We start from the raw sequence: 20,877 nt of genomic DNA on the forward strand, positions 1-20,877 counted from the left end.
CGCGGCCATGATCCGATTGCTGGTCGGCCTGGGCAACCCGGGCGCTGAATACGAAGGCACGCGCCACAACGCCGGCTTCTGGTGGGTGGACGCCGCCGCGCGGGCGCTGGGGGCTCAACTGGCCTACGACCGGGCCTATCACGGCCTCGTCGCGCGGGTGAACCGGCCTGGCGATGCGGCGAGGCCGGTGTGGCTGCTGCAGCCGCAGACCTACATGAACCTGTCAGGCAAGTCCGTCAGTGCGCTGGTGCGCTTCTTCAAGATCGAGCCCGAACAGATCCTGGTGATCCATGACGAACTGGATTTGCTGCCCGGGCAGGTGAAGCTCAAGCAGGGCGGTGGTGCCGCGGGGCACAACGGCTTGAAGGACATCCTGGCGCAACTCGGCACGCCGGACTTCTGGCGCCTGCGCATCGGCATCGGCCACCCCGGCGTGCGCGCCGAAGTTTCCAACTGGGTGCTGCGCAAGCCGGCGCCGGATCAGCGCGAAGCCATCGAGCACTGCGTCGCACAATCGATCGAGGCCTTGCCACTGCTGCTGGACGGGCCGATGGACCGGGCGATGATGAAAATCCACGCCAAGCCGCCGCGCCCCAAACCACCCCCGCGCGCTGCCGAGGAGAAAACCGCGTGATTGATACGCTTCGACCGCTGCTTGCCGTCCTGGGCCTGATGATGATGGCGATGGGTGCGGCTGCACAAACAGCACCCGGTGACTCGGTGTACCGCTGCGGCCCGGACGGGCGCAGCTATTCAACGACCCCTTGCGCCAGCGGCAAGCCCGTCGAGGTGGCCGATCCGCGCAGCGCGGAGCAGCAGCGCCAGGCGCGTGATGCCGCGCAACGTGAGCGTCAGATGGCCGACAAACTCATTGCAGAGCGCGTGCAGCGCGAGAAGGCGACAGTGCCCGCTGCGGCTGGCCACATCGGCCCGCCGGCCAAGGCCTCTGCGCCAAAGTCGACCAAGCCGAAAAAGAAGAAGAAGGGCAAAGCGGTGGACCCGACGATGTCGGAGCCCATCCGCACCGTCACGCCGACGAAGTAGGCAAGGTCGACGCCGCTGGTGCCGGCGGCACCGCCGGCTCGACCAGCAGCCTGTACTTGGCCCACAGCTGGTCGCGCGACTCGATGTTCTTCGGATCCACCGGAATGCAGGCCACCGGACAGACCTGCACGCACTGCGGCTCATCGAAGTGCCCGACACACTCGGTGCACTTGCGCGGGTCGATCTCGTAGATCTCCACACCCAGCGAGATCGCCTGGTTCGGACATTCGGGTTCGCAGACGTCGCAGTTGATGCAATCGTCCGTGATCATCAGGGCCATGGTTCAGGCGTCGACAACGGTCGCGACGCGCTCCTTCAATCGGTTCAAGACCGAGGGTGCCACGAACTTCGAGACATCACCGCCCAAGGTGGCAATCTCGCGCACGAAGGTACCGCTGACGAACTGGAACTGGTCCGACGGTGTCAGGAACAGCGTTTCCACTTCTGGCATCAATTGCCGGTTCATGCCGGCCATCTGGAACTCGTACTCGAAGTCGCTGACGGCGCGCAGACCGCGCACCACCACTTGGCCGCTGTTGGCGACGACGAAGTCGCGCAGCAGGCCGCGGAAGGCCACGACCTCGACATTGCGGTAGGGCAGCGCAATCTCGGTGGCGATTTCCAGGCGCTCGGCGATGGTGAACATCGTGCGCTTGTGATGGCCGGCAGCCACGGCCAGGATCAGCTTGTCGAACAGCCGGGAGGCCCGGCGCATCAGGTCTTCATGGCCCAGCGTCATCGGGTCGAAAGTGCCCGGATAGACAGCAATCAGCGGCTTGGGGTGTTGCAACACAGGCACTCCTCGTCGGCTCGGCGGGCAGTTTAGCTGTTGCGCCGCAGCAAGTGGAAATGCACCGCACCGGCGCGGCCGGAGCGCCACAGCTCGAAGCCGGCTGGCGCATTGGCCAGGGCTTCGGGCGCTTCGACGTAGAGGTAGCCCGCGTCAACGACCAACGGCAGCGCGGCGCTCAGGGCCGAAGCGCCCAGTCCCGCATCGAAGGGCGGATCCAGCAGCACCAGTTCGAAGCGGCTGGGTGCACAGCGGGCCATCCATCCGACGGCCTCGGCCGGCTCGATGCGCAGACCCTCCGCCTTCAACCGCGTCTGGCTCGCCCGCAGGCTGGCCACCAGGACTGCGTCACGCTCCAACAGGATCACCTCCGCCGCACCGCGCGAAGCCGCCTCGAAGCCCAGCGCGCCGCTGCCGGCAAAAGCATCCAGGCAGCGCCAACCCGACAGATCCTGACCCAGCCAGTTGAACAACGTTTCACGCACACGGTCCGGCGTCGGCCGCAGGCCGGGCCGATCGGCCACCGGCAGCTTGCTACGCTTCCACAGGCCGCCGATCAGGCGCACCTCGCGCGGCAGGGCCGAAGCACCCCGCCCCGGCGCACGCTTGGCCGCCGGCTTCATGGCCGCACCGGAATGCCGCGGCTGGCCAGCAACGCCTTGGCCTGGCCGACGCTGAACTCGCCGTAGTGGAAGATGCTGGCGGCCAGCACCGCGTCGGCGCCGCCGATCTGGATGCCTTCGGCCAGGTGCTCCAGCGTGCCGACGCCGCCCGAGGCAATCACCGGCACCGGCACCGCGTCGCTGACCGCGCGTGTCAGGCCCAGGTCGAAACCGATCTTCGTGCCGTCGCGGTCCATGCTGGTCAGCAGGATCTCGCCTGCGCCATGGTCGGCCATCTGCCGGGCCCAGGCCACCGCGTCGAGGCCGGTGTTCTTGCGCCCGCCGTGGCTGTAGACGTCCCAGCCCGAACCATCGGCTCGTGCCTTGGCATCGATCGCCACCACGATGGCCTGCGCACCGTACTTGCCCGACGCGTCCCGAATCACCTGCGGGCTGGCGATCGCCGCCGAGTTGAAGCTGACCTTGTCGGCGCCAGCATTGAGCAGGCGCCGCACGTCTTCCACCGTGCGAACGCCACCGCCAACGGTCAGCGGAATGAAGACCTGTGAGGCCACAGCCTCGATGATGTGCAGGATCAGGTCGCGGCCGTCACTGGTGGCGGTGATATCGAGGAAGGTCAGCTCGTCGGCACCCTGCTCGTTGTAGCGCGCGGCGATTTCCACCGGGTCGCCGGCATCGCGCAACTCGACGAAATTGACGCCCTTGACGACACGGCCGCCGGTCACGTCGAGGCAGGGAATGATGCGTTTGGCGAGCATGGGGACGAGGACCGCTCAGCTGCCCAGTTCGTCGGCACGCCGCTGCGCGGCGGCGAAGTCCAGCGCACCGGAGTAGATCGAACGTCCGCAGATCACACCTTCCACGCCTTCGCCTTCCACCGCGCACAAGCGTTCAATGTCAGCGAGGTCAGACAGCCCGCCCGATGCGATGACCGGAATCGACAGCGCTTGCGCCAGCTTCACCGTGGCCTCGATGTTGATGCCGGTGAGCATGCCGTCGCGGCCGATGTCGGTGTAGATCACACCTTCGACGCCGTAGTCCTCGAACTTCTTCGCGAGGTCAACGACTTCGTGGCCGGTGAGCTTGCTCCAGCCATCGGTGGCGACCTTGCCGTCCTTGGCGTCCAGGCCGACGATGATGTGGCCGCCAAATGCCGTGCAGGCATCTTTCAGGAAGCCCGGGTTCTTGACCGCGGCGGTTCCGATGATGATGAAGCTCAGGCCATCGTCGAGGTAGCGCTCGATGGTGTCGAGGTCGCGGATGCCGCCACCCAGCTGCACCGGAATTTCATTGCCAACCTCAGCCAGGATGGCCTTGATCGCCGGCTCGTTGACCGGCTTGCCGGCAAACGCGCCGTTCAGGTCGACCAGGTGCAGCCGTCTCGCGCCGGCATTGACCCAGCGCCGCGCCATTGCGGCCGGGTCTTCGCCGAAGGTGGTGGACGCGTTCATGTCGCCCTGCCGCAAGCGCACGCACTTGCCGTCTTTGAGATCAATCGCTGGAATCAGCAGCATGGCGAGTGGGCGGTGCTGGAAAGGGAAAGGGACAAGAAGCAGGCGCGTTCAGGGCTTCCAGGCAAGGAAGTTCCGATACAGGCTGAGGCCGTGTGCTGCGCTCTTCTCAGGGTGGAATTGGGTGGCAAAAATGTTATCCCGCGCCACGGCGCAGGTAAAGCGGTCGCCGTAGTCGGTTTCGCCGGCGCTGTGGTGCGGCACCGACGGTTGCGTGAAATAGCTGTGCACGAAGTAGAAATAACTGCCATCTGGCACGCCATCCCAAATCTGATGGCGGCGTCCGCCGGGCGCGCATGGGTAGACCTGGTTCCAGCCCATCTGCGGCACCTTGTAGCGGCTGCCATCGGGCTGCAATCGACCCTCGAGTTCGAAGCGGTGCACACCACCGGGGATCAGCCCAAGGCCTGCGGTGTTCTGCTCGTCACTGTGGTCGAACAGCATCTGCATGCCGACACACACGCCCATCATCGGCTTGTTGGCGGCCGCGTCGAGCACGGCTTCCTTCAGGCCGGAGTCGTGCAGTTCGCGCATGCAATCGCGGATCGCGCCCTGGCCGGGCAGCACGATGCGCTCTGCCGCAAACACGTCCTCCGGCCGCTGCGTGATGACGACCTCGAAGCCGCTGCCCACGGCCACATGCTGGACCGCCTGCGACACCGAGCGCAGGTTGCCCATGCCGTAGTCGACCACTGCCACGGTGCGCGCCATGATCAGAGGCTCCCCTTGGTCGACGGGATCACGCCGGCGGAGCGCGGATCAGGCGTCAGCGCCATGCGCAGTGCGCGGCCGAAGGCCTTGAACACTGTTTCGGCTTGGTGGTGGGCGTTTGCGCCCTTCAGGTTGTCGATGTGCAAGGTGACCAGCGCGTGGTTGACGAAGCCCTGGAAAAATTCATAGGTCAGCTGCGTGTCGAACGCGCCGACCATGCCGGCCTTGAACGGGATGTCCATGTGCAGCCCCGGGCGACCAGAAAAGTCGACCACCACGCGCGACAAGGCTTCATCCAGCGGCACATACGAATGGCCGTAGCGGGTGATGCCCTTCTTGTCGCCTATCGCCTGCGCCACCGCCATGCCGAGCGTGATGCCGACATCCTCGACCGTGTGATGGCCGTCGATGTGCAGGTCACCGGCGGCCTCGATGTCCAGGTCGATCAGGCCATGGCGCGCCACCTGGTCGAGCATGTGGTCGAAGAAGCCGATGCCGGTGGCCAGTTTCGATTGGCCACTGCCATCGAGGTTCAGGCGAACGCGGATCTGCGTTTCCTTGGTGTCGCGCCGGACTTCGGCGATGCGGTCCATGGTGGTGTGCTTTCTCACAGCGAGGCGCGCAAGGCCTCGATCATTTGCCGATTCTCGTCGGGCGTGCCGATGGTCAGGCGCAGACAGTTGGCCAGCAGCGGGTGTATTGCCGACACATTCTTGACCAGCACGCCGCGCTGGCGGATGCCTGCAAACGCCGCGGCGGCGTCGGGTACACGGGTGAGGATCATGTTGGCTTGGCTGGGGTAGGGACGCACGCCGGGCAGATCCTGCAACTGGGCAAAGACACGCTCGCGTTCGCTGCGAATGGCTGCTGCCTGGGCCGCGTATTCATCGGCGTGCTCCACCGCGAACAGGGCGGCTTCTGCGTTCAGCACACTGATGTTGTAGGGCGGCCGCAGCTTGTCGATCTCGCTGATCAATGCGCGCTGGCCGATCAGGTAGCCGATGCGCACGCCGGCCAAGCCGAACTTGCTCATGGTGCGCATCAGCAGCACATGCGGGTAGCGCTTCAGGCGGCTCATCGAGTCGCGCGATGCGAAGGGCTGGTAGGCCTCGTCCATCACCACCAGACCGTTGATCCGGCCCATCGCTTCGATCAGCCGATCGATCACCGCGTCGTCCCACAGGTTGCCGGTGGGATTGTTCGGGTAGGCCAGGTACAGCAGCGTCGGCCGGTGTTCTTCAATCGCGGCCAGCATCGCGATCTCGTCCAGCTCGAAGTCAACGGTCAGCGGCACGCCGACAAACCGAATGCCTTGCAGCGAGGCCGACATCGCATACATCACAAAGCCCGGCAGCGGCGCCATCACCACCGCACCGGGAACGTCGCCGGCCATGCTGAGCATCGTGATCAGTTCGTCCGAGCCATTGCCCAGCGTGATCGCGCAATCGGCCGGCGCACCGGCATGGGCAGCCAGCGCAGCACCCAGCACGGCAGCTTGCTGAGCTGGATAGCGGTTCATCGCAACGCGGCCCAGCCGCTCGCCCAGGGCCTGCTGCAACGCTTCAGGCAGGCGGTACGGGTTCTCCATCGAGTCGAGCTTGACCAGGCCGGCGCTGGGCTGCACGGCATAAGCGTGCATGTCCTGGATGTCGCGTCGGATCACTCGGCTCATGCAGGCGGACAGGTCGGTCATGATGGGCTGTCGAGCACTTCGGGCCCGACCAGGAAAGGGTTGAGGATGCGCACGCTGTCGATCTGCTGTTCATGCTGCAGGTCTTCCGACAGCAGGAAACGGCAGCCCTGGGCCTGGGCCGACGCGACGATCAGCGCGTCCCAGTAATTCAGGCCGAAGCGGCTCTCGACGGCCCAGGCCGTCTCCACCGTGGTGTGGTCGATGGCCCAGGGCCGCCAGCGCTGGTAGCGCCGGACTTCGGCGCGCGCGTCGCCGGCCGGCATGGCAGGCCGCAGTTTGCGCGTGGCATTGACGTAAAACTCATTGAGCACCTGCGTGCTCAGCCGGCCGCGTTGCTTCATCCACAGCATGCTGAGCCACTCGATGGCGCGCTTCTGCTTGTCCGCATCGGCGCCGTCCTCGCTGTAGATCAACACGTTGGTGTCAACGAACACCGCGTTCATGCGTGGCCTCTCGGCTGGGGTAGGCGGAACCGTCGGATTTCCAACTGCGTTCGCGGCTGAGCCACTCGTTCATCGCGCGCTCGTAGGCGTCGTCATGCCGCATCTTCTCGGCCAGCATCTCGCCGATCAGCCGCGAAACGCTGGTGTTGCGGCGCGCGGCTTCCATGCGGGCCCATTCGGCAACGCTGTCTTCCATCGTGACGGTGACGTTTTTCATCGAAGTACACGAAATCAGTGTTGCACTATTCTCGTGTTGCACGAAGTTCGTGTCAAGTCGGTTCGCAGCGCATTTCGGCGGCACGCGCGTGGGCTTGCAAGCCTTCGCCGTAGGCCAGTTCAGCGGCGATCGGCCCCAGTTGGCGGGCGCCTGCTTCGCTGACTTCGATCAGGCTGCTGCGCTTCTGGAAGTCGTAGACGCCCAGCGGCGAACTGAAGCGCGAGGTGCCCGACGTCGGCAATACATGGTTCGGACCGGCGCAGTAGTCGCCCAGGCTTTCGCTGGTGTAGGCGCCGAGGAAGATCGCACCGGCGTGGCGCAGCAGCGGCTCCCATTGGCCGGGCTGGCTGGCACTGACTTCCAGGTGTTCGGGGGCGATACGGTTGCTGATCTCGCAGGCCTCCTGCATCGACCGGGTGTGGATCAGTGCGCCGCGGCCTTCGAGCGATGCGCGGATCACCGCCTGGCGCGGCATGCCGGGCAACAGCCGGTCGATGGCCGACCGCACGGCCGCGATGTAGCCGGCATCCGGACACAGCAGGATGCTCTGCGCCAGTTCGTCGTGCTCGGCCTGGCTGAACAGGTCCATCGCGACCCAGTCGGCCGGCGTGCTGCCATCGGCCAGCACCAGGATCTCGCTGGGGCCGGCGATCATGTCGATGCCGACCTGGCCGAACACCCGGCGCTTGGCACTGGCGACATAGGCATTGCCCGGGCCGGTGATCTTGTCGACGCGCGGAATCGTGGCAGTGCCGCAGGCCAAAGCGCCGATGGCCTGCGCACCGCCGATCGTGAACGCTCGCGTGACGCCGGCGATGGAAGCCGCCGCCAGCACCAGCGCATTCTTCTCGCCGCGAGGTGTGGGCACGACCATGATGATCTCGCCGACCCCGGCCACCTGGGCCGGCAGCGCGTTCATCAGCACCGACGACGGATACGCCGCCTTGCCGCCCGGCACATAGATGCCCACCCGATCCAGCGGCGTGACTTTCTGGCCGAGCAGCGTGCCGTTCTCGTCACGGTACTGCCAGCTCAGGCCGCAGGCTTGCAGTTGGCGCTCGTGGTAGCTGCGCACCCGCGCGGCGGCGGCCTGCAGTGCATCGCGCTGGGCGGGCGTGATCGCAGCCAGGGCCTGGCGCAACTCACCGCGGGGCAACTCCAGCGCGGCCACGGTGTCGGCCTTCAGCGCATCGAAGCGTTCGGTGTACGCCAGCACGGCGGCATCGCCGCGGCTGCGCACGTCGGCCAGGATTTCGGTCACCCGCTGCTCGATCGCGTCGTCGGTTTCGGCCGACCAGTGCAGCACACGATGGAACTGGTCTTCGAAGTCCGGAGCCGTGGTGCTGAGCTGGCGGATGTTGACGGCAGACATGGCGCTCAAGTCCTGGTTTCGGTGACACGGGCGAAAGCGTCGATCAAGCGGCGGATCGGTTCACGCTTGAGCTTCAGCGCGGCCTGGTTGACGACCAGGCGCGAGCTGATGTCCATGATGCGTTCGACCTCGACCAGGTGGTTCGCCGCCAGCGTGCTGCCGGTCGACACCAGGTCGACGATGGCGTCGGCCAGACCGGTCAGCGGCGCGAGCTCCATCGAGCCATAGAGTTTGATCAAGTCGACGTGCACGCCCTTGTCGGCGAAATGCTGGCGCGCGATCTGCGTGTATTTGGTCGCCACGCGGATGCGCGAACCCTGCTTGACGGCGGCGGCGTAGTCGAAATCGGCGCGTGTGGCCACGCTCATGCGGCAACGTGCAATGCGCAGGTCCAGCGGCTGGTACAGACCCGCGCAACCGTGTTCCAGCAAGATGTCGAAACCGGCCACACCCAGGTCGGCGCCCCCTTGCTCCACATAGGTGGGCACGTCAGTGGCGCGCACCAGCACCACCCGCACATCGGGCTGGCTGGTGGACAGGATCAGCTTGCGGCTCTTCTCGGGGTCTTCGGTGACTTCGATGCCGGCCGCGGCCAGCAGCGGCAGTGTCTCGTCGAAGATGCGGCCCTTGGAAAGCGCCAGCGTCAGGGTGCCGTTCATTGGATTCTCTCGGTGTCGGCGCCAAGGCCCGTGATGATGACCCCCACGGGCGGCGGATCGGGCTGGTCGTCTTGGGGGGACGACAACCGTCATCCGCAGCGCTGGAGGCCGCGGATGATCAGTGGTGGGGGTGTTGCGGTGCCGCGGGGGCCGAGGCCCACTCGGCTGGAGTGAGGGTCTTCATCGACAGCGCGTGGATCTGCTCGCGCATCCTGTCGCCGAGGGCCGCATAGACCCGCTGATGGCGGACCACGCGGCTCTTGCCGTTGAAGTCTGCCGACACGATGGTGGCGAAGAAATGCCGGCCATCACCTTCGACCTCGAGATGATCGCAAGCAATGCCTGCAGCGATGAAGCTGCGAACGTCGTCGGCAGTGGGGTCGGCCATGGTGGACGGATTATCTCATCGGCCACTGGCATGGGCCTGCGGCACGCCTCAATGCCGCAGCTTGTAGCCCGTGGCCAGCAGCCGCAGGGCCACGCTGGACACCAGCAGGAAGCTCAGGCCCACCACGGCCAGGCTGACCCACGGCGAGATGTCGCTGTGGCCGAAGAAGCCGCGCCGGAAGCCGTCGATCATGTAGAAGAACGGGTTCAGGTGGCTCACCGCCTGCCACACCGCGGGCAGCGACTTCACCGAATAGAACACGCCGGACAGGAAGGTCATCGGCATGATGATGAAGTTCTGGAACGCCGCCATCTGGTCGAACTTCTCGGCCCAGAGGCCGGCAATCAGACCCAGCGAGCCCAGCATGCCGGCGCCCAGCGCGGCGAAGACCACGATCCACCAAGGTTCGGCGAACGTCGGCGGCGCGAACCAGACGGTGACGACGAACACGCCCACACCGACCGCCAGCCCGCGCACCACCGAGGCGCCCACATAGGCCGCAAACCAGGCCCAGTGCGACAGCGGCGAGACCAGCAGGAACACCAAGTTGCCGGTGATCTTGCTCTGGATCAGGCTGGACGAGCTGTTCGCGAAGCTGTTCTGCAGCACGCTCATCATCACCAGGCCGGGAATCAGGAAGCTGGTGTAGCCGACACCCTCGAACACCTGCACCCGATCTTCCAGCACATGGCCGAAGATCAGCAGGTACATCACCGCGGTAAGCACCGGGGCGGCCACCGTCTGGAAGGACACCTTCCAGAAACGCAGCACCTCCTTGTAGAACAGCGTTCGTGCGCCGGCGAGCTTCATGCGGCCACCTTGTGCTGCGCGGGCGCCTGCATGATGTCCAGGAACACGTCTTCCAGGTCGGCACGGCCGATCTCCAGATCTTCGACTGGCACCTTGGCTTGGCGCAGCGCGCTCAGCATCTGTTCGACTTCCGCGGCGTCATGCGCCTTCAGTTGCACGATGCGCCCGGTTACCCGTGCCTGCGCCGCGATGGCCGCCGGCAGCACATGGTCGGTCTTGAAGCGCAGCATGGTGCTGGCCATGCCGCGCAACAGTTCGGCCGTGCGGTCCAGTGCCACCAGCCTGCCCTGCTTGAGCATGCCGATGCGGTGACACAGCGCTTCGGCCTCTTCGAGGTAGTGCGTGGTCAGCAGTACCGTGTGGCCTTCGCGGTTCAGCCGCGCGATGAAGGCCCACAAGGTCTGACGCAACTCGACATCGACGCCGGCCGTCGGCTCGTCCAGCACGATCACCGGCGGGCGATGCACCAGTGCCTGCGCCACCAGCACACGCCGCTTCATGCCGCCCGACAGCTGGCGCATGTTGGCGCCGGCCTTGTCGGCCAGGCCCAGGTTGTGCAGCAACTCGTCGATCCAGGCGTCGTTGTGGCGCACGCCGAAGTAGCCGCTCTGGATGCGCAAGGCCTCGCGCACGGTGAAGAAGGGGTCGAAGACCAGTTCCTGCGGCACGATGCCGAGCGACATGCGGGCCTGCGCGTAATCAGCCCGCACATCGTGACCCATCACCGTGACACGGCCGCCGGTGGCGCGCGAGAGCCCGGCGAGGATGCTGATCAGGGTGGTTTTGCCGGCGCCGTTGGGGCCGAGCAGACCGAAGAACTCGCCCCGCTCGATGTCGAAACTGACGCCGTCAAGCGCCTGGAAACTCCCCTTCGGCCCGGAGTAGGTCTTGGCGACCTGGTGAAAGCTGACTGCGGGCATGGCGGCGGATTGTAGGGAGAGCGATCGATCCATGCAGGCGGCCTTGGTGCTAGATTCCCGCGAGCCCTCCAAGCCCCCATGCAACCCACTCCCAAGAAGCCGCGCCGCACGGCCGAACGCATCCTCGAGATCACGCTCGATCTGTTCAACCGCTTCGGCGAACCCAATGTCAGCACCACGCTGATCTCGGCCGAACTGGGCATCAGCCCCGGCAACCTGTACTACCACTACCCGGCGAAGGACGAGCTGATCAACGCGCTGTTCGACCGCTACGAGCGATCGTTGTCCGAGTTGCTGCATGCAGCCGACAACGTCGGTAACGTCGAAGACGCGTGGCTGTTCTTCCACATGCTGTTCGAGCTGATCTGGCAGTACCGCTTCCTCTACCGCGACCTGAACGATCTGCTCAGCAAGAACCGGCGGCTGGAGACGCACTTCCAGTTCGTGCTGAAGAACAAGTCGCGCGCCGTCAGCGTGGTCCTGGGCGGCCTGACCCGCCAGCGCAACCTGAAGATCGACGCGCGTGAGGCCGACACCGTGGCCAGTGCCATGGTGGTGGTGCTGACCTACTGGCTGAGCTACGAATACGTGCGCGACCCGCGCAAGGCGTTGGAGCCCGAAAGCGCGGCCGCAGCCCTGTCGCGCGGCGCCTACCATGTGCTGAGCCTGCTGATGCCCTACCTGGACCTGCAGGCCCGCGAACACCTGTTCCAGATTGCCGGCGCCTACCGCAACGGCGACTGACCCAACTGACAAGGAGACGATTGATGGCCAAGTGGACCGCTTTTCCCTATGACGACGTCGACTACCACCTGGACGCAGCGGCGCTGAAGAAGCAATGGGCCCGGCTGCACATGGGCGATGCCGAACCGCTGCCGAAGGACGACAAGGTGCTCGCTGCCTGGGCGCTGTTCCATGCGGGTGAGTTCCAGAAGGCTTGTGAAGCCGGCCTGAAGGCCGGTGGCGCCGGCATCACGGTCGCCAACAAGGCACAGGCGATCTACGCCAACTACCTGGAGAAGAGCGAAAAGACCAAGCTCGCGATGTTCCAGGAAGTGGCCGAACGCGCCGAGGCGCAGGCCGCCGAAGACCCGAAGAACCCGAACGCGCTTTACTGGATGGCGTATGCCCTGGGCCGCTACAGCCAGGGCATCAGTGTTGCGAAGGCGCTCGCGCAGGGGCTGGGCAACAAGGTCAAGACGGCGTTGGAAACCACGATCAAGCTCGCGCCCAAGCATGCCGATGCCCACATCGCGCTCGGCGCCTTCCATGCCGAGGTGATCGACAAGGTCGGCAAGCTACTGGGCCGGACCCAGGGCGCAGATGCCGCCACTGGTTTGAAGCTCTACCAGCAGGCGTTGAAGCTCAACCCGAGCTCGGCGATCGCGATGATCGAGTACGCCAACGGCCTGGTGATGCTCGAGGGCGACAAACGCATGAAGGAGGCCGAGAAGCTCTACGCGCAGGCCGCCGAGAGCGAGCCCGCCGATGCGATGGAGCGCCTGGATGTCGAAATGGCGAAGGAAGAGCTGGAGGACTGAGCGGTCCTCACCGGCTGCAAGTCAGGCGAGGACCAGGTTGTCGCGGTGGATCAATTCAGTCTCGTTGACGTAGCCCAGCAACCCCAGGATTTGCGACGACGGTTTGCGTGCGATCAATCGGGCCTCGGTCGACGAATAGTTGGCCAGGCCCCGTGCGATTTCGGTACCGGCGGGTGAACGAACCGCGATCACGTCGCCGCGCTGGAAATCGCCTTCGACAAGGGTGACGCCGATCGGCAGCAAGCTCTTGCCTTCCTCGCGCAGCTTCAGCACGGCGCCATCATCGACCACCACGGCACCGCGCAGTTGCAGATGGTCGGCCATCCATTGCTTGCGCGCCGCCAGCTTCGCGGTACCGGCGACCAAGGCAGTGCCGATGGACTCACCCGCGGCCAGACGCAGCAGCACATCCGGCTCTCGGCCCCAGGCGATGACCGTCGACGCGCCGCTACCGGCGGCCCGCTTGGCCGCGAGCACCTTGGTCAGCATGCCGCCGCGGCCGATGGCCGAACCGGCACCGCCGGCCATCAACTCCAACGACACGTCGCCCGCTGTCGCTTCATCGATGAAGCGCGCTGCGGGATCCTTGCGCGGGTCCGCCGAATACAGCCCTCGCTGGTCGGTCAGGATCACCAGCGCGTCGGCCTCGACCAGATTGGCCACCAAGGCCCCGAGGGTGTCGTTATCGCCGAACTTGATCTCGTCGTTGACGACGGTGTCGTTCTCGTTGATCACCGGAATAACCTGCAAAGACAGCAGCGTCAGCAGCGTCGAGCGGGCATTGAGGTAGCGCTCGCGGTCGGCCAGGTCGGCATGCGTCAGCAGCACCTGCGCGCTGCGCATGCCGTGCTGCGACAGCTGCGTCTCGTACACCTGCGCCAGGCCCATCTGGCCCACCGCGGCGGCAGCCTGTTGTTCATGCAGTTCAGTGGGCCGAGTCGACCAGCCCAGGCGCTTCATGCCCTCGGCGATCGCCCCGCTGGAGACCATCACCAACTCGCGGCCCTGTCCGGCCAGCGTCGCCAACTGGCGTGACCAATTGCCAACGGCCTGGGCGTCGATGCCGCGCCCTTCGTTGGTGACCAGGCTGGAGCCGACTTTGACGACGATGCGTCGTGCGTTCTTCAGCAAGTCAGGCATCGGCGGCCCCGGGCTGGTCATCGAAGCGCGGGTCGACCTCCGGTGGCATCGCCTGACGTTGCGAGGCCACATGCTGGTAGATCGTCTGCACCAGCGGGTCCAGCCCGTCGCGGGCCAGCGCCGAGATCTGGAACACCGGACCCTTCCAGCGCAGGCGCTTGACGAAATCCTTCACGCGGGCTTCGCGTTCTTCCGCAGGCACCATGTCGAGCTTGTTCAGCACCAGCCAACGTGGCTTCTCGTACAGGCTCTCGTCGTACTTGCGCAACTCCTTGACGATGGCCTTGGCCTGCGCCACCGGATCGACGCTGTCGTCGAACGGCGCGAAGTCGACCACGTGCAACAGCAGACGCGTGCGCTGCAAATGCCGCAGGAACTGGTGACCGAGGCCGGCGCCTTCGGACGCCCCTTCGATCAGGCCAGGAATATCGGCCACGACAAAGCTGCGCTCCGGTCCGGCCCGCACCACACCGAGGTTGGGATGCAAGGTCGTGAACGGGTAGTCGGCGATCTTCGGCCGCGCGTTCGAGATTGACGCGATCAGCGTGGACTTGCCGGCATTGGGCATGCCCAGCAAACCCACGTCGGCGAGCACACGCAACTCCAGCTTGAGCTTCTTCTGCTCACCCGGCCAGCCAGGCGTCTTCTGACGCGGCGCGCGGTTGGTACTCGTCTTGTAGTGCAGGTTACCGAAGCCACCGTCACCGCCCTTGGCCAGCAACACCGGCTCGTCGGGCACCAGCAGTTCGGCGATGACCTGATCGGTCTCCAGATCCTTGATGATCGTGCCGACCGGCATGCGCAGCACGATATCGTCCGAAGCGGCGCCGTACTGGTCGGAGCCACGACCCGGCTCACCGTTGCGCGCCTCGTGGCGCCGCGCGTAACGGTAGTCGATCAGCGTGTTCAGGTTGCGGTCGGCCACTGCGAACACGCTGCCGCCCTTGCCACCGTCGCCGCCGTTGGGTCCGCCGAAGGGGATGAACTTCTCGCGCCGGAAGCTGACGCAGCCGGCACCACCGTTGCCGGCTGCGATATCGATGGTGGCTTCGTCGACGAATTTCATGTTCTCAGTGTCCGTGCAGCGCGGCCAAAACAAAAGCCCCGGCAGGCCGGGGCTTTCGACTCAGAAACCCTGGCAGGCCAGGGTCTTTCGACAAGAAAACCCCGGCAAGCCAGGGTTTGTCGGGCCTGGGCTTGAAGCGTCAGACCGGCGTGACGATGACCGTCTGGCGGTTCAGCGCGCCCTTGATGGCAAAGCTCACTTGGCCATCGACCAGCGCGAACAGCGTGTGGTCCTTGCCCATGCCGACGTTGACGCCGGCATGAAACTTGGTGCCGCGCTGGCGCACGATGATCGAGCCGGCCGGGATGACCTGGCCGCCGAAGGCCTTGACGCCCAGCATCTTCGGTTGGGAATCGCGGCCGTTCCGGGTGGAACCGCCGCCCTTTTTCTGTGCCATGGTTCAGAACTCCTTGAAGTGCTGGCAGGTCAGGCGCTGACGGCGCCGATCTGAAGTTCGGTATAGGTCTGGCGGTGACCGCCATGCCGCTGGTAGTGCTTGCGGCGGCGCATCTTGAAGATGCGAACCTTGTCGTGCTTGCCGTGCGATACCACCGTGGCTGTCACGGTGGCGCCGGCCACCAAGGGAGTCCCGATCGTCAGGTCAGCGCCGTTGCCGACTGCCAGTACCTGGTCGATGGTGATCTCTTGGCCCACGTCCGCAGCTATCTGTTCTACTTTGATCTTTTCGCCGGCAGCAACCTTGTATTGCTTGCCACCGGTTTTTATGACCGCGTACATATGTGCCTCTTTACAAAAAGACTCGACTGAGTTTGGTGCTTCCTTTCGACCAATGCGGCCGAAAGAACCGAAGATTCTAGCACGCTAGTTGCCGCCCGCACGTCCTGCGGAATGACCCCAGCGTGCCTGACGACGCAAAAGCAGCCCTCCCTATAATTTGCGGCTGACTACCCCGCGCTCACCGTGACCGAACTTTCCGCTTCCTCACTGGCCACGGCCGACCCGATGGCTGCGGAAATGCAACAGGTCGATGAAGTGATCCGCCGCCGCTTGTCGTCCGACGTGGCGCTGATCAACCAGATCTCCCACTACATCGTCAGCGCCGGCGGCAAGCGCATCCGCCCCCGTCTGGTGCTGTTGTTCGCCTCCGCCCTGGGATTCGACGGCGCCGCACGGTTCGAGATGGCCGCAACCGTGGAATTCATCCACACCGCCACGCTGTTGCATGACGACGTGGTCGACGAATCGTCGCTGCGGCGGGGACGGCAGACCGCCAACGCGCTGTTCGGCAACGCGGCCAGCGTGCTGGTCGGCGACTTCCTCTACTCCCGCGCTTTCCAGATGATGGTGGGCGTCGAACGCATGCGGGTACTGGAGGTTCTGGCAGACGCCACCAACATCATCGCCGAGGGTGAAGTGCTGCAGTTGATGAACATGCACGACCCCGACCTGTCGGTCGACGACTACCTGCGTGTAATCCGTTTCAAAACCGCCAAGCTGTTCGAAGCCAGCGCCCGTCTCGGCGCGGTATTGGCCGATGCTGAGCCGGCACTGGAGGAGGCCTGCGCCGACTATGGGCGCTCGCTCGGCACGGCGTTCCAGTTGGTCGACGACTTGCTCGACTACGAAGGTGATACCCACGCACTGGGAAAGAATGTCGGCGACGACCTGCGCGAAGGCAAACCCACCTTGCCTCTTTTGCTGGCCATGCAGAGCGGCACGGCAGCGCAACGGCAGTTGATCCGTCACGCAATCGAGCACGGTGAGAACGAGCGCCTGGGCGACATCGTCGATATCGTGCGCTCAACCGGCGCCATAGCGGCCACTCGCCAAGCTGCGCGCACCGAGGCGAACAAGGCACGGCAGAGCTTGCGCGCATTGCCCGAATCGCCGGCCCGCGAAGCTCTGCTAGAATTATGCGTTCGGTCAGTGGAGAGATCCTCCTGACCGCAAGATGACCGTCAGGGCGCCCTAGTTGCGCGCCGTGCACGCGACACATCGGGGTGTAGCTTAGCCTGGTAGAGCGCTACGTTCGGGACGTAGAGGCCGGAGGTTCGAATCCTCTCACCCCGACCAGATTTTTGAATCTGGTCTTTCCTCCTTGGTTTTCCTGCCTCGTTCTTTGCTTCTTGGGGCAATCGGTACGGCGGCAGCCGTAACCTTGAGTGAACTGGGCCAGGAACCTGACGCTTCTTCGGTTTACAGTGCGCAATGGATCGGTGATCATGCTTTGATCACTGCCTTGTCAGCCCTCTCGGAACCGCGTGGATACATTGGTCGATAGCCCGCAATCCAGCCTCTCCGGTGTCGCGAGAGTACTTGTGCACGCCGGCAAGCTCAGCGCCAAGGCGGCAGAAGACCTGTCCAAGATCGCCACCGACCGCAAGATCGGCTTCGTAGCCTCGGTCATCGCATCGGGTGCGGTATCCGCGTCGGAATTGGCACACACTTTGTCGGCCACGCTGGCCGTGCCGCTGGTTGACCTGAACGCAGTTGACGTCGAGAAGATGCCCAAAGGCATCGTCGACAACAAACTGACGCAGCAATACCAGGTCGTTGCGCTGGCGCGACGCGGTAGTCGCCTGTTCATCGGCGGCGCCGACCCCACCGATCAGGAAGCCACCGAGCGCATCAAGTTCGCCACACAACTGTCGCCCGAGTGGGTGATCGTTGAGTACGACAAACTCGCTCGCATGCTGGAGGCCCAGAGCACCAGCGCCAACGAGTCGCTGGAAAACATCGCCGGCAGTGACTTCGAGTTCGATATCACCGAAGAGGAATCGGCCTCCGAATCAGCCGAAGTCGTCTCCGATGTCGAGGACGCACCGGTCGTGCGCTTCCTGCAGAAGATGCTGATCGATGCGATCAACCTGCGCGCCTCGGACCTGCACTTCGAACCCTACGAGAACATCTACCGTGTGCGCTTTCGGGTGGACGGTGAGTTGCGGGAAATCACTCAGCCGCCAGTCGCCATCAAGGAGAAGCTGGCCTCGCGCATCAAAGTCATCAGCCGGATGGACATTTCGGAGAAGCGTGTGCCGCAAGACGGGCGCATGAAACTGAAGTTCGGCAACAAGGCCATCGACTTCCGCATCTCGACGCTGCCGACCTTGTTCGGCGAAAAGATCGTCATCCGTATCCTGGACCCGTCGAGCGCCCGGCTCGGCATCGAAGCGCTGGGCTACGAGAAGATCGAAAAAGACCGCCTGATGACCGCGATCGTGCGGCCCTACGGCATGATCCTGGTCACCGGCCCCACAGGCTCCGGCAAGACGGTGTCGCTGTACACCTGCCTGAACATCCTCAACCAGCCGGGGGTCAACATATCGACCGTTGAAGACCCGGCCGAAATCAACCTGCCGGGCATCAATCAGGTCAATGTCAACGACAAGGCGGGCCTCACTTTTGCCGCAGCGCTGAAGTCCTTCCTGCGCCAGGACCCGGACATCATCATGGTCGGCGAAATCCGCGACCTGGAGACGGCCGACATCGCCATCAAGGCCGCCCAGACCGGGCACATGGTGATGTCGACGCTGCACACCAACGACGCGCCCACAACGCTGACGCGCCTGCTGAACATGGGCGTGGCGCCGTTCAACATCGCCTCCAGCGTGATCCTGATCACGGCGCAACGGCTGGCGCGCCGCCTTTGTGAGAACTGCAAGCAGCAAGCCGACTACCCTCGCGAGGCGATGTTGCGCGCCGGCTATCAGCCGGAAGACCTGGATGGCAGTTGGCGTCCTTACCGCGCGGTAGGTTGCTCGGCCTGCACCGCCGGCTACAGAGGGCGTGTCGGCATCTACCAGGTGATGCCGATGAGCGACGCCCAGCAACGCATCATCCTCGCCGAGGGCACGGCGGTGGACATTGCCGATCAGGCCCGCAAGGACGGTGTGCGCGACCTGCGCCAATCGGGCTTGGTCAAGGTCCGTCAGGGCCTGACCACGCTTGAGGAAGTGATCGCGGTGACCAATGAATGAGCCTGGGCGCGCACTGCCCTGGGTGTGAAACGAAAGAGCCGGAGAAGTCATGGCGACTGCACAAGCCGCAAGAAGCATCAAGGAAATGGTGTTCGAGTGGGAGGGGCGCGACAAGAACGGCAAGGTCGTTCGGGGTGAAGTGCGCGCCGGCGGCGAAGCCGCGGTCAGTGCCAGCCTGCGCCGTCAAGGCATCCTGCTGACCAAGGTGAAAAAGCGCCGCACAACGGGCGGCCGCTCTATCAAGCAGAAGGACATCGCGCTCTTCACGCGCCAACTGGCGACGATGATGAAGGCCGGCGTGCCGCTGTTGCAGTCATTCGACATCGTCGGACGGGGCGCAACCAATCCAAAGCTGACGCGCCTGCTCAACGACATCCGCTCCGACGTCGAGACCGGCACCAGCCTGTCCGCCGCGTTTCGCAAGCACCCGATGCACTTCGACGGTCTGTACTGCAACCTGATCGAAGCTGGCGAGGCTGGCGGTATTCTCGAAGCCCTGCTCGACCGTCTGGCGATCTACCAGGAAAAAACGCTGGCGTTGAAGAGCAAGATCAAGTCAGCGCTGATGTACCCGACTTCGGTGATCGTGGTGGCTTTCATCGTGCTGACCGTCATCATGATCAAGGTGATCCCTGCGTTCAAGGACGTGTTCAAGTCCTTCGGCGCAGACTTGCCGGCGCCCACGTTGTTCGTGATCGCGATGTCGGAGTTCTTCGTGTCCTACTGGTACGTCATTTTCGGCGTGCTGATTGGCGGCGGCTACTTCTTCTTCGAGAGCTGGAAGCGGTCGGAGAAGATGCAGATGTTCATGGACCGTCTGCTGCTGCGGCTCCCGCTGTTTGGCTCGCTGATCAACAAATCGGTGATCGCACGCTGGACACGTACCTTGGCGACGATGTTTGCGGCGGGGGTGCCTCTCGTTGAAGCGCTCGATTCGGTGGGCGGCGCTTCCGGCAACGCGGTCTACGCCGAAGCTACCCAGGCGATCCAGCGAGATGTGTCCACCGGCTCCGCGCTGACCACCGCGATGCAGTCGACCGGCGTGTTCCCGAACATGGTGCTGCAGATGACGGCGATTGGCGAGGAAGCCGGTTCGCTGGACCACATGCTGAGCAAGGCGGCCGAGTTTTACGAGGAAGAGGTCGACGACATGGTCAAAGGCCTGTCGAGCCTGATGGAGCCGTTCATCATCGTGATCCTCGGCGTGCTGATCGGTGGCATTGTGGTGTCCATGTACTTGCCGATCTTCAAGCTTGGCTCGGTGGTCTGAGAACTCATGCAGGGTCTGGTGTGGGAGTGGCTGCTCTCGCCGCTGATGTTGGGCGTGCTCGGCCTGATGATCGGCAGCTTCCTGAATGTGGTGGTCCACCGCAAGCCGGTTCTGCTGGAGCGTGAATGGCTGGGCGACGCTGCCGCCTACCTGCAGGACGGTGACGCGATGCAGCGCGTGCTGGGCCGGGGGGCACGGCTGGGCGAACTGGCGAAGGTCGGCCAGTCGCTGGGCCAGGATCTGCAAGCGCTGCCGGTGCTGAGCCTGTCGCGCCCGCGATCGCGCTGCCCAAGCTGCGGCCACGCGATTGCCTGGCACGAGAACATCCCGCTGCTGGGTTGGCTGCGCCTGCGCGGGCGCTGTGCCGGCTGCAGCGCTCGCATCTCCGCACGCTACCCTGCCGTTGAGCTCCTGACCGGAACGCTCTTTTTCGCGGTGACCTGGCGATTCGGGCCGACGCCGACAACCCTGGTCTATTGCGCCGCCGTCGCGCTGCTGGTCGCCGCAGCCTTCATCGACCTCGACACCACGCTGCTGCCCGACGACTTGACATTGCCGCTGATCGGGCTGGGCCTGGTCGCCGCCTGGCAGCAATGGAGCCAGGTGTCCTTGAATGACGCTGCACTCGGCGCCTTCTTCGGCTACTTCTCGTTGTGGGCCGTGGCCCGCTTGTACAAGGCTGTGCGCCATGTTGACGGCATGGCCGAAGGCGACTTCAAACTGTTGGCCGGGCTGGGCGCC

General features: G+C 64.8%; 27 protein-coding genes and 1 tRNA gene. 9 read left to right on the forward strand and 19 right to left on the reverse strand.

Features of this window, described 5'->3' with window-relative positions; genetic code table 11:
* Nucleotides 1–7 precede the first annotated feature (7 nt).
* Together pth and VLK61_RS16930 are read left to right on the forward strand one after the other, a co-directional pair.
* The gene (pth, locus tag VLK61_RS16925) at nucleotides 8–634 is read left to right on the forward strand and encodes an aminoacyl-tRNA hydrolase (protein ID WP_325422783.1); all 627 of its coding nucleotides are present in this window, start codon (nucleotides 8–10) and stop codon (nucleotides 632–634) included.
* On the forward strand, nucleotides 631–1,044 hold the full coding sequence (locus VLK61_RS16930) for a hypothetical protein (RefSeq protein WP_325422784.1): 414 nt from the start codon (nucleotides 631–633) through the stop codon (nucleotides 1,042–1,044). The genes pth and VLK61_RS16930 overlap by 4 nt, the downstream gene beginning before the upstream one ends.
* Here VLK61_RS16930 and VLK61_RS16935 read toward each other — a convergent pair.
* The 15 genes from VLK61_RS16935 to VLK61_RS17005 form a co-directional block, all read right to left on the reverse strand.
* Nucleotides 1,028–1,324: a YfhL family 4Fe-4S dicluster ferredoxin gene (locus VLK61_RS16935; protein WP_325422785.1), complete on the reverse strand. Its 297-nt coding sequence runs from the start codon at nucleotides 1,322–1,324 to the stop codon at nucleotides 1,028–1,030. The genes VLK61_RS16930 and VLK61_RS16935 overlap by 17 nt on opposite strands.
* A gap of 3 nt (nucleotides 1,325–1,327) precedes the next feature.
* The gene (gene coaD / locus VLK61_RS16940) at nucleotides 1,328–1,837 is read right to left on the reverse strand and encodes a pantetheine-phosphate adenylyltransferase (protein WP_325422786.1); all 510 of its coding nucleotides are present in this window, start codon (nucleotides 1,835–1,837) and stop codon (nucleotides 1,328–1,330) included.
* A gap of 29 nt (nucleotides 1,838–1,866) precedes the next feature.
* Complete coding sequence (rsmD, locus tag VLK61_RS16945; protein ID WP_325422787.1) at nucleotides 1,867–2,457, reverse strand: 16S rRNA (guanine(966)-N(2))-methyltransferase RsmD; 591 nt, start codon at nucleotides 2,455–2,457, stop codon at nucleotides 1,867–1,869.
* Nucleotides 2,454–3,215 (reverse strand): imidazole glycerol phosphate synthase subunit HisF, encoded by a 762-nt coding sequence (gene hisF, locus VLK61_RS16950; RefSeq protein ID WP_325422788.1) that lies wholly within the window; start codon nucleotides 3,213–3,215, stop codon nucleotides 2,454–2,456. The genes rsmD and hisF overlap by 4 nt, the downstream gene beginning before the upstream one ends.
* A 15-nt stretch (nucleotides 3,216–3,230) precedes the next feature.
* The gene (gene hisA, locus VLK61_RS16955) at nucleotides 3,231–3,971 is read right to left on the reverse strand and encodes a 1-(5-phosphoribosyl)-5-[(5-phosphoribosylamino)methylideneamino]imidazole-4-carboxamide isomerase (RefSeq protein ID WP_325422789.1); all 741 of its coding nucleotides are present in this window, start codon (nucleotides 3,969–3,971) and stop codon (nucleotides 3,231–3,233) included.
* 48 nt (nucleotides 3,972–4,019) lie between these two features.
* Complete coding sequence (gene hisH / locus VLK61_RS16960) at nucleotides 4,020–4,679, reverse strand: imidazole glycerol phosphate synthase subunit HisH (RefSeq protein ID WP_325422790.1); 660 nt, start codon at nucleotides 4,677–4,679, stop codon at nucleotides 4,020–4,022.
* A 2-nt stretch (nucleotides 4,680–4,681) separates the two neighbouring features.
* The gene (hisB, locus tag VLK61_RS16965; RefSeq protein ID WP_325422791.1) at nucleotides 4,682–5,272 is read right to left on the reverse strand and encodes an imidazoleglycerol-phosphate dehydratase HisB; all 591 of its coding nucleotides are present in this window, start codon (nucleotides 5,270–5,272) and stop codon (nucleotides 4,682–4,684) included.
* Nucleotides 5,273–5,286: 14 nt separating this feature from the next.
* Nucleotides 5,287–6,372, reverse strand: a complete 1,086-nt coding sequence (hisC, locus tag VLK61_RS16970; protein WP_325422792.1) for a histidinol-phosphate transaminase — start codon at nucleotides 6,370–6,372, stop codon at nucleotides 5,287–5,289.
* Nucleotides 6,369–6,815, reverse strand: a complete 447-nt coding sequence (locus VLK61_RS16975) for a PIN domain-containing protein (protein ID WP_325422793.1) — start codon at nucleotides 6,813–6,815, stop codon at nucleotides 6,369–6,371. Before VLK61_RS16975 ends, hisC begins: the two co-directional genes overlap by 4 nt.
* The gene (locus VLK61_RS16980; RefSeq protein WP_325422794.1) at nucleotides 6,796–7,032 is read right to left on the reverse strand and encodes a CopG family transcriptional regulator; all 237 of its coding nucleotides are present in this window, start codon (nucleotides 7,030–7,032) and stop codon (nucleotides 6,796–6,798) included. The genes VLK61_RS16975 and VLK61_RS16980 overlap by 20 nt, the downstream gene beginning before the upstream one ends.
* A gap of 52 nt (nucleotides 7,033–7,084) precedes the next feature.
* Entirely contained in the window at nucleotides 7,085–8,404 is a 1,320-nt protein-coding gene (hisD, locus tag VLK61_RS16985) for a histidinol dehydrogenase (protein WP_325422795.1), read from the reverse strand.
* Between the two features lie 5 nt (nucleotides 8,405–8,409).
* Complete coding sequence (hisG, locus tag VLK61_RS16990; protein WP_325422796.1) at nucleotides 8,410–9,063, reverse strand: ATP phosphoribosyltransferase; 654 nt, start codon at nucleotides 9,061–9,063, stop codon at nucleotides 8,410–8,412.
* A 118-nt stretch (nucleotides 9,064–9,181) separates the two neighbouring features.
* Nucleotides 9,182–9,451, reverse strand: coding sequence for a BolA family protein (locus tag VLK61_RS16995; RefSeq protein ID WP_325422797.1), 270 nt, complete (start codon nucleotides 9,449–9,451; stop codon nucleotides 9,182–9,184).
* A gap of 48 nt (nucleotides 9,452–9,499) precedes the next feature.
* The gene (locus tag VLK61_RS17000; RefSeq protein WP_325422798.1) at nucleotides 9,500–10,261 is read right to left on the reverse strand and encodes an ABC transporter permease; all 762 of its coding nucleotides are present in this window, start codon (nucleotides 10,259–10,261) and stop codon (nucleotides 9,500–9,502) included.
* On the reverse strand, nucleotides 10,258–11,181 hold the full coding sequence (locus VLK61_RS17005; protein ID WP_325422799.1) for an ABC transporter ATP-binding protein: 924 nt from the start codon (nucleotides 11,179–11,181) through the stop codon (nucleotides 10,258–10,260). The genes VLK61_RS17000 and VLK61_RS17005 overlap by 4 nt, the downstream gene beginning before the upstream one ends.
* Nucleotides 11,182–11,259: 78 nt before the next feature.
* On the opposite strand from VLK61_RS17005, the gene VLK61_RS17010 reads away from it, so the two are divergent.
* Nucleotides 11,260–11,925, forward strand: coding sequence for a TetR/AcrR family transcriptional regulator (locus tag VLK61_RS17010; RefSeq protein ID WP_325422800.1), 666 nt, complete (start codon nucleotides 11,260–11,262; stop codon nucleotides 11,923–11,925).
* A gap of 23 nt (nucleotides 11,926–11,948) precedes the next feature.
* Complete coding sequence (locus tag VLK61_RS17015) at nucleotides 11,949–12,722, forward strand: hypothetical protein (protein ID WP_325422801.1); 774 nt, start codon at nucleotides 11,949–11,951, stop codon at nucleotides 12,720–12,722.
* A gap of 21 nt (nucleotides 12,723–12,743) precedes the next feature.
* Here VLK61_RS17015 and proB read toward each other — a convergent pair whose 3' ends face one another.
* From proB to rplU, 4 genes are all read right to left on the reverse strand, one after another.
* Nucleotides 12,744–13,862: a glutamate 5-kinase gene (proB, locus tag VLK61_RS17020; protein WP_325422802.1), complete on the reverse strand. Its 1,119-nt coding sequence runs from the start codon at nucleotides 13,860–13,862 to the stop codon at nucleotides 12,744–12,746.
* On the reverse strand, nucleotides 13,855–14,928 hold the full coding sequence (cgtA, locus tag VLK61_RS17025; RefSeq protein WP_325422803.1) for an Obg family GTPase CgtA: 1,074 nt from the start codon (nucleotides 14,926–14,928) through the stop codon (nucleotides 13,855–13,857). Before cgtA ends, proB begins: the two co-directional genes overlap by 8 nt.
* 139 nt (nucleotides 14,929–15,067) lie before the next feature.
* Nucleotides 15,068–15,325 carry a 50S ribosomal protein L27 gene (gene rpmA, locus VLK61_RS17030; RefSeq protein WP_325422804.1) on the reverse strand — a complete coding sequence of 86 codons (258 nt, stop codon included), beginning with the start codon at nucleotides 15,323–15,325 and terminating at the stop codon, nucleotides 15,068–15,070.
* Nucleotides 15,326–15,354: 29 nt separating this feature from the next.
* Nucleotides 15,355–15,666 (reverse strand): 50S ribosomal protein L21, encoded by a 312-nt coding sequence (gene rplU / locus VLK61_RS17035; RefSeq protein WP_325422805.1) that lies wholly within the window; start codon nucleotides 15,664–15,666, stop codon nucleotides 15,355–15,357.
* A 225-nt stretch (nucleotides 15,667–15,891) separates the two neighbouring features.
* Between rplU and ispB the strand changes: the two genes are divergently transcribed.
* From ispB to VLK61_RS17060, 5 genes are all read left to right on the forward strand, one after another.
* On the forward strand, nucleotides 15,892–16,833 hold the full coding sequence (ispB, locus tag VLK61_RS17040) for an octaprenyl diphosphate synthase (RefSeq protein ID WP_325422813.1): 942 nt from the start codon (nucleotides 15,892–15,894) through the stop codon (nucleotides 16,831–16,833).
* A gap of 52 nt (nucleotides 16,834–16,885) precedes the next feature.
* Nucleotides 16,886–16,962: transfer RNA gene (locus VLK61_RS17045), tRNA-Pro, on the forward strand.
* A 188-nt stretch (nucleotides 16,963–17,150) separates the two neighbouring features.
* A complete protein-coding gene (gene pilB / locus VLK61_RS17050; protein ID WP_325422806.1) occupies nucleotides 17,151–18,866 on the forward strand; it encodes a type IV-A pilus assembly ATPase PilB in 1,716 nt (571 codons plus the stop codon).
* A 49-nt stretch (nucleotides 18,867–18,915) separates the two neighbouring features.
* Complete coding sequence (locus VLK61_RS17055; protein ID WP_325422807.1) at nucleotides 18,916–20,136, forward strand: type II secretion system F family protein; 1,221 nt, start codon at nucleotides 18,916–18,918, stop codon at nucleotides 20,134–20,136.
* 6 nt (nucleotides 20,137–20,142) lie between these two features.
* A partial coding sequence (locus VLK61_RS17060; RefSeq protein ID WP_325422808.1) for a prepilin peptidase occupies nucleotides 20,143–20,877 on the forward strand: 735 nt, incomplete at its 3' end.

Origin of the sequence: Aquabacterium sp. (genome assembly GCF_035476535.1) — a bacterium.
Lineage (GTDB): Bacteria > Pseudomonadota > Gammaproteobacteria > Burkholderiales > Burkholderiaceae_C > Pseudaquabacterium.